Origin of the sequence: Macromonas nakdongensis (genome assembly GCF_002837145.1) — a bacterium.
In the GTDB taxonomy this organism is placed as follows: domain Bacteria; phylum Pseudomonadota; class Gammaproteobacteria; order Burkholderiales; family Burkholderiaceae_C; genus Macromonas_B; species Macromonas_B nakdongensis.
Window position 1 is genome coordinate 1 of sequence record NZ_NWMV01000076.1, and the last position, 5,719, is coordinate 5,719.

Annotated in this window: 5 protein-coding genes; 3 read left to right on the forward strand and 2 right to left on the reverse strand. The window is 65.2% G+C overall.

All coding sequences use genetic code 11. The features are described from left to right. The 3 genes from odhB to zapE form a co-directional block, all read left to right on the forward strand. Positions 1-894, forward strand: an 894-nt coding sequence (odhB, locus tag CON77_RS10890; protein WP_101049169.1) for a 2-oxoglutarate dehydrogenase complex dihydrolipoyllysine-residue succinyltransferase, incomplete at its 5' end; no start/stop codon positions are given. A 63-nt stretch (positions 895-957) separates the two neighbouring features. Beyond that, the gene (lpdA, locus tag CON77_RS10895) at positions 958-2,385 is read left to right on the forward strand and encodes a dihydrolipoyl dehydrogenase (RefSeq protein ID WP_101049170.1); all 1,428 of its coding nucleotides are present in this window, start codon (positions 958-960) and stop codon (positions 2,383-2,385) included. 26 nt (positions 2,386-2,411) lie between these two features. Continuing rightward, a complete protein-coding gene (zapE, locus tag CON77_RS10900) occupies positions 2,412-3,554 on the forward strand; it encodes a cell division protein ZapE (RefSeq protein WP_101049173.1) in 1,143 nt (380 codons plus the stop codon). A 24-nt stretch (positions 3,555-3,578) separates the two neighbouring features. On the opposite strand, the gene CON77_RS10905 is transcribed toward zapE, so the two are convergent. Together CON77_RS10905 and CON77_RS10910 are read right to left on the reverse strand one after the other, a co-directional pair. After that, complete coding sequence (locus CON77_RS10905) at positions 3,579-4,382, reverse strand: PP2C family protein-serine/threonine phosphatase (RefSeq protein WP_101049171.1); 804 nt, start codon at positions 4,380-4,382, stop codon at positions 3,579-3,581. After that, entirely contained in the window at positions 4,379-5,443 is a 1,065-nt protein-coding gene (locus CON77_RS10910; RefSeq protein ID WP_232788499.1) for a sensor domain-containing diguanylate cyclase, read from the reverse strand. The genes CON77_RS10905 and CON77_RS10910 overlap by 4 nt, the downstream gene beginning before the upstream one ends. Between the last annotated feature and the right edge of the window lie 276 nt (positions 5,444-5,719).

The following is a 5,719-nucleotide window of genomic DNA, read 5'->3' on the forward strand; positions in this document are numbered from 1 at the left end:
GCCGCCAAGCTGATGGCCGACGCCGGCATGGCTGCTGGCTCCGTGGCCGGTACCGGCAAAGACGGCCGCGTGACCAAAGGCGACGTGCTGGCCGCTGCGGCCGCACCCAAGGCTGCGGCCCCGGCCGCCATCCCCACCGGCGCCCCGACCAAGGTGCTGCCGCAGGTGGCTGCTCCCACCGTGGACCTGGGCAACCGCCCCGAGCAGCGCGTGCCGATGAGCCGACTGCGCGCCCGCGTGGCCGAACGCCTGCTGCAATCGCAGTCCACCAACGCCATCCTGACCACCTTCAACGAAATCAACATGGCCCCGGTCATGGACATGCGCAAGCGCATGCAAGAGCGTTTCGAGAAGGAACACGGCGTCAAGCTGGGCTTCATGAGCTTCTTCGTCAAGGCCGCCGTGCACGCGCTGAAGAAGTTCCCGGTGCTCAACGCCTCGGTCGATGGCAACGACATCGTTTACCACGGCTACTTCGACATCGGTATCGCCGTGGGTTCGCCCCGTGGTCTGGTGGTGCCCATCCTGCGCAACGCCGACCAGATGAGTTTTGCCGACATCGAGAAGAAGATCGCCGAATTCGGCCAGAAGGCCCGTGACGGCAAGTTGGGCATCGAAGAGATGACCGGCGGCACCTTCTCCATCTCCAACGGCGGCACCTTCGGCTCCATGCTGTCCACGCCCATCATCAACCCGCCGCAATCGGCCATCCTGGGCGTGCACGCCACCAAGGACCGCGCCGTGGTGGAAAACGGCCAGGTGGTGGTGCGCCCGATGAACTACTTCGCCATGTCCTACGACCACCGCATCATCGACGGTCGCGAAGCCGTGCTGGGCTTGGTGGCCATGAAGGAAGCGCTGGAAGACCCGGCACGCCTGCTGTTCAACATCTGAGCCTCGGCCCATTGAACACAACGCCCCTTCGGGGGCGTTTGTCCAACCTCACAGGAAAACAACATGTCTCAAGCATTTGATGTCGTCGTGATCGGTGCCGGCCCCGGTGGTTACATCGCCGCGATCCGCGCCGCCCAACTGGGTTTCAAGGTCGCCTGCATCGACGAATGGAAAAACGCCGCCGGCGGCCCGGCTCCGGGGGGCACCTGCACCAACGTGGGTTGCATCCCGTCCAAGGCGCTGCTGCAGTCGAGCGAGCATTTTGAGCACGCCAACAAACACTTTGAAGAACATGGCATCAGCACCGGCAAAGTGACGATGGACGTGGCCAAGATGGTGGGCCGCAAGGACACCGTCGTGAAGCAGAACAACGACGGCATTCTCTACCTGTTCAAGAAGAACAAGGTCGCCTTCTTCCACGGTCGCGGTTCCTTCGTCAAGGCGGTGGACGGCGGCTACGAAGTGGCCGTGGCCGGCGACAAGCCCGAAACCCTGGTGGGCAAGCAAGTGGTGGTGGCCACCGGCTCAAACGCGCGCCAACTGCCGGGCGTGCCGTTTGACGAAGACAAGGTGCTGTCCAACGACGGCGCGTTGCGCATCGGCGCGGTGCCCAAGAAGCTGGTGCTGATCGGTTCTGGCGTGATCGGCCTGGAAATGGGTTCGGTCTGGCGCCGCCTGGGTGCCGACGTGACGGTGCTCGAAGGCCTGCCGACCTTCCTGGGCGCGGTGGACGAGCAGATCGCCAAGGAAGCCAAGAAGGCCTTTGACAAGCAGGGCCTGAAGATCGAGCTGGGCGTGCAGGTGGGCGAGGTCAAGGTCGGCAAGAAGTCCGTGACCGTGAACTACACCAGCGCCAAGGGCGAGGCCGTGGCGCTGGAAGCCGACAAGCTGGTGGTCTCCATCGGCCGGGTGCCCAACACCACGGGCCTGAACGCCGAAGCCGTGGGCCTGGCGCTGGACGAGCGCGGCGCCATCGTGGTAGACGCCGACTGCAAGACCAACCTGCCCGGCGTGTGGGCGGTGGGCGACGTGGTGCGCGGCCCGATGCTGGCCCACAAGGCGGAAGAAGAGGGCGTGGCGGTGGCCGAGCGCATCGCCGGTCAGCACGGCCACGTCAACTTCAACACCATCCCCTGGGTCATCTACACCAGCCCGGAAATCGCCTGGGTCGGCCGCACCGAGCAGCAACTCAAGGCCGACGGCGTGGCGTACAAGGCCGGCACCTTCCCGTTCCTGGCCAACGGCCGCGCGCGGGCGCTGGGCGACACCACCGGCATGGTCAAGTTCCTGGCCGACGCCCAGACGGACGAGATCCTGGGCGTGCACATCGTGGGCCCGATGGCGTCCGAGCTGATCTCGGAAGCCGTGGTGGCGATGGAGTTCAAGGCTTCGGCTGAGGACATTGCCCGCATTTGCCACGCGCACCCCAGCCTGAGCGAAGCGACCAAGGAAGCCGCGCTGGCGGTGGACAAGCGCACGCTGAACTTCTGAGCCCCATGGCGCACGTCCCCCAGACCATGGCCCCGACGGATTCCAGCACGGGAACCGGTGCGACCGGGTTCGGGCCGGTGCGTGCGGCCTATGAGGCCGAATTGAAGGTTCGAGGCTATCAGAGCGACCCCGCTCAGTTGCGGGCGGTGGCCGCACTGGAACGCTGTGCGGCCGAATGGTCGCACTTCAAACAGCGGCGCTCGAACGCCTTGAAGAAGTTCATCAACCGCCCGCCCATCCCGCAAGGGGTGTACATGTATGGCGGGGTAGGGCGGGGCAAAAGCTTCCTGATGGACTGCTTTTACAACGCCGTGCCTTTGCGCCGCAAGACCCGTTTGCATTTTCACGAGTTCATGCGCGAGGTGCACCGTGAACTGGTGGAATTGCAAGGCATTGCCAACCCGCTCGATGAACTGGGCAAGCGCATGGCCCGGCGCTATCGCCTGATCTGCTTCGATGAATTCCATGTGGCCGATGTGACCGACGCGATGATTCTCTACCGCGTGCTGGAGTCTATGCAGAAGTACGGCATCGGCATGGTCACCACCAGCAACTTCGTGCCCGACGGTCTCTATCCCGATGGTCTGCACCGCGACCGCATCCTGCCGGCCATCGCGCTGCTGAACCGCACGATGGACGTGATCAATGTGGACAACGGCACGGACTACCGCCGCCGCGTGCTGGAGCAGGTCAAGCTCTACCACTGCCCACTGGGGCCGCAGGCGGACGCGGAGATTGAGCAGGCGTTCGAGCGCCTGGCCGAAAGCCACGACGAGGAGCCGCTTCTGCACATCGAGTCGCGCGAGATCCGGGCGGTGCGCAAGGCCGGTGGCGTGGTCTGGTTCGATTTCCGCACCTTGTGCGGCGGGCCGCGGTCACAGAACGACTACCTGGAAATTGCCGCCCAGTTCCACACGGTGCTGCTGAGCAACGTGCCCCACATGCCGGTCAACATGGCCTCGCAGGCCCGGCGTTTCACCTGGCTGGTGGATGTGCTGTACGACCGGCGCGTGAAGCTGGTGCTGTCGGCCGAGGTACCAGCCGAGGCGCTGTACACCGAAGGGCCGTTGTCGCACGAGTTTCCGCGCACGGTGTCGCGGCTTAACGAAATGCAGTCGCAGGAATACCTGTCCGAAGCCCGGCGCGAGGTCGACACCGCCTTGACCTGAACCGCTGCCCGGTGGCGGTCGGTTTCACGCCGTCAAGGGTAGCAGCTTGAGGACGATGAGGGAGATGTTGTCGCCCCCGCCATAGGCGCGTTCGCGGGCCTTTTGCACCAGCAGTTCGCAGGCGGTGCGCGGCGGCAGCTGTTGCACCACCCGCCCCAGTTCGAGGTCGCTGAAGTAGTGCCACAGGCCATCGCTGCACGCCAACAGGCTGTCGCCTGGGCGCAGGGCCTGCAGGATGGTTTCGCTCACCACGGGGGCGCTTTCGGTGCCCAGACAGTGCAGCAGCATGTTGCTGCGCGGATCGACCTGGGCCTGGGCCTCGGTCAGTTCGCCACGGTCCACCAAGCTTTGCACATAGGAATGGTCGCGGCTGCGGACTTCGAGGCGTTCCCCGCGGAAGTGGTAGAGACGCGAATCCCCGGAGTGCGCCCAATGGCAGCGCCCGCCAGGCATCAGCAGGAACGCGGCCAGGGTGCTGTGCGGTTCTTCTTCGGCGGCCACGGCCGTCAGGCGGATGACTGTGTGGGCTTCGAGGGCCAGCCGGTGCAGGAGATCCTGGGGGTCGTCGGTGAGCGGATCGAAGCGCTCGAAAAGTTGCTGCGCCGTGAGCATGACCTGGTCCGAAGCTTTGCGGCCGCCGCTGCGGCCGCCCATGCCATCGGCCACGACACCGAGCACGCAGGCTGGGTGTCGGGGATGGGGCATCAAGGCCAATTGGTCTTGCTGGTAGGCCCTGTCACCAGGGTCCAATCCGGTCGCCGCCACGATGCGGTAGGGCGCGGCGGCGAGGGTCGGCGGCAGGGGGGCAACGGGCTGGGCCGACTTCATGCGCCGGTTTCCACACGGTCCCGCCCCAGGGCTTTAGCCTGGTACAGCGCCTGGTCGGCCTGTTGCACCAGGGTCGTGGCGTGGACGGCCCGGTCGCTGGTGCAGGCCAGCCCGATCGAAATCCGCACCTCTATGGCTTCACCGTCGCACGACAGGCGCAACTGGGCCACTCGGCTGCGCAGTTCCTCGGCCCGTTCGCGGGCGGTGTCTGGCGACACGTTGGGTAAGAGCAGCAAAAATTCTTCGCCGCCGTAGCGGCAGGCGATGTCGCCGGCGCGCAGGGTCGTGCTCAGGGTTTCAGCCACAGCCACCAGCACGCGGTCGCCCAAGGGATGACCATGTCGGTCGTTGATGCGCTTGAAGTGGTCGATGTCGAGCATCATCACGCACAGTGGGGTGCCGTCGCGCAGGCAACGCGCCAGTTCCCGGTCGATGGTGGCGGCCAGGTAGCGCCGGTTGTAGAGGCCGGTGAGCGGGTCGCGGTCGACTTCTTCCCGCAGTTGGGTCTGGAGCAAGCGGATCTCGGCCAACTGATTTTGCAAAGCCACTTCGTTCTCTTTGAGCCGTTGTCGCGCCTGGTGCAATTTGAGGGTGCGGGTGTGTGCCCCCAGGCTGTACAAAATCAGGTAAGTGGAGAGGGTGACGATGGACAGCAGGGCCACCGGCAGACTGCTGTCTGGGGCAAAGCGCAGGCCAGTCCAGGGCAAAGCCACCAGCACGCCCAGGAGCAGCGCACCAGTGGCTTCCAGCAGCCCCTGACGGCCTTCGAAGGCGGCCAGGTTGATGCAGGTGCCGATCCCAAAGAGGAAGGTGATCCAGAGCGGGAAGCCCAGGCTGGCGGCCCACATGCCAAAGCAGAAGGCATCCAGCCGCATGTTGATAATCTCGGCCTGGAGGGGATGCCGGGCCCTTTTGGCCCAGAGGTACACAAGGTGCGGGTACACGAGGAACTGGCCGACCAACGCCCACCAGGCCCAGGTCGGCGGGTTCAGGCTGTGTAGGTGCAGGCCCACCACGCCGCAGCCCATGGCCCAGGAGGCCGTGCGGTTGCGGTGGTTCATCCGCACCACCCAATGGGGCGTGGTCGAGGCTGTGGAGGGGGCTGCTTCAGGGATGGGCATTGGAGGCTACGTCGCCCGCCAGATTGCCGTGCGGGTCACGGGCGCGCAAAAGCCCATGAGGGCGGTGCGTTGGCCGGAATGTGGCTGGAGCAGGAAGTCTCTCTCTGAGGTATGGGTGATCTCTATTCTAGGCCCATGCCGGGCTGGGTAGGCTTGCGTCGGCGATGCATCGGCGACTTGCTTTGCAAACGCAAGTATTATTTAACATAATGCACA

Bases quoted from the DNA above. Each gene is read 5' to 3' on its own strand.
- CON77_RS10905 (WP_101049171.1), bottom strand. From the start codon at position 4,382: ATGAAGTCGGCCCAGCCCGTTGCCCCCCTGCCGCCGACCCTCGCCGCC.
- CON77_RS10910 (WP_232788499.1), bottom strand. From the start codon at position 5,443: ATGAACCACCGCAACCGCACGGCCTCCTGGGCCATGGGCTGCGGCGTG.
- zapE (WP_101049173.1), top strand. From the start codon at position 2,412: ATGGCCCCGACGGATTCCAGCACGGGAACCGGTGCGACCGGGTTCGGG.
- lpdA (WP_101049170.1), top strand. From the start codon at position 958: ATGTCTCAAGCATTTGATGTCGTCGTGATCGGTGCCGGCCCCGGTGGT.